The 1,247-nt window shown below is 67.6% G+C and carries 1 protein-coding gene; it reads right to left on the bottom strand.

Annotation, left to right across the window (positions count from 1 at the left end):
- Positions 1-13: 13 nt before the first annotated feature.
- Positions 14-1,164, bottom strand: a protein-coding gene (locus WFI52_RS14125; RefSeq protein ID WP_336627605.1) for an IS3 family transposase whose coding sequence is annotated in 2 segments (ribosomal slippage) — positions 14-894 and positions 894-1,164 — 1,152 coding nt in all. Because the reading frame shifts where the segments join, the coding sequence is not laid out codon by codon here.
- Positions 1,165-1,247: the final 83 nt, after the last annotated feature.

Below are 1,247 nucleotides of genomic sequence, written 5' to 3'. Positions count from 1 at the left end.
TGGGCCGCCCCCTTCATTCGGTCCGGTCGCTGTGCGAGTCGTCGGTTTCCAGTTGATGGGTGCATTGCCGAGCGTAGTCGACCGGTGCGAGGTATCCGAGCGATGAGTGCCGGCGGTCATGGTTGTACTCGGTCTTCCAGTCGCCGATCACGACCTGGGCGTGCAGCAGCGAGTAGAAGCTGTTGATGTTCAGGCACTCGTCGCGGAGCCTGCTGTTGAACGACTCGACGTACCCGTTGTGCCAGGGCGAGCCGGGCGGAATGTAGAACAGGCCGGTGCGGGTGCCGGCCCAGTCGGCCATCGCGTCGCTGATGAACTCCGGGCCGTTGTCTGATCTGAGCACCGCGGGCGCGCCGCGGACGGCGACGAGGTCCTCGAGGTGGGCAGTGAGTCGGTCCGCGGTGATCGACCGCTCGACAAGCCCTCCGATGCACTCACGGGTGTGCTCGTCGACGATGGAGCAGATCTTGATCGGGCGGCCCTGCTCGTCGGCGTCGAACTGGAAGTCCACCGCCCACACGAGATTCGGTGCGACCGCTGCCGGGGCGTCGACGGTCGAGGATCCGACGCGTTTGCGCCGCCGCCGCTGGGGGACACGGAGGCCTTCCTCGCGCCAGAGCCGCTGGATCTTCTTGTGGTTCACGGCCCACCCCTCGCCGCGAGCGTCGTGGTAGGCCCTGCGGTATCCCCACCGCGGATGCTTCTTCGCGTACGCGCGCAGCCAGTCCCGCAACGCCCTGTCCGGGTCGGCGGTCGTGTCGCCCTTGAGCGGGCGACGGTACGCGGACCTGCTCAGCCCGGCCAGACGGCACGCCATCCGCTCGCTCACCTGCAGTGTCCTGAGCAGGTGCGAGACGGCGGCGCGGCGCCTGCCCGGGCCTAGAAGTTTCCCTCAGCCAACTCCTTCAGCGCGGCCTTCTCCAGCTCCGCTTCGGCCAGCAGCCGCTTCAGAGTGGCGTTCTGCTTCTCGAGCTCCTTGAGACGCTTCGCGTCGTCGGCCTTCAGGCCGCCGTACTGGTTCCGCCACCGGTAGTACGTCTGCTCGGACACGCCGAGCTCCCGACACACCGCGGCGACGTCCGCGCCGTCGGCGAGCATCCTGTCGGCCTGCCCGAGCTTGCGGACGACCTGCTCCGGGGTGTGACGCTTCCTGCTGTTCGTCATGATCTGACCAGTCTCCCTGCCCGAACCCTCGGGCGACAGGACGACTCACACAACGACTGGACCTACAAAACGGGGTCAGTCCA

This window comes from Microbacterium sp. MMO-20 (assembly GCF_037147735.1).
Lineage (GTDB): Bacteria > Actinomycetota > Actinomycetes > Actinomycetales > Microbacteriaceae > Microbacterium.
The sequence above is the reverse complement of the archived record's forward strand: the minus strand, read 5'-3'. Positions and strand labels throughout refer to the sequence as shown.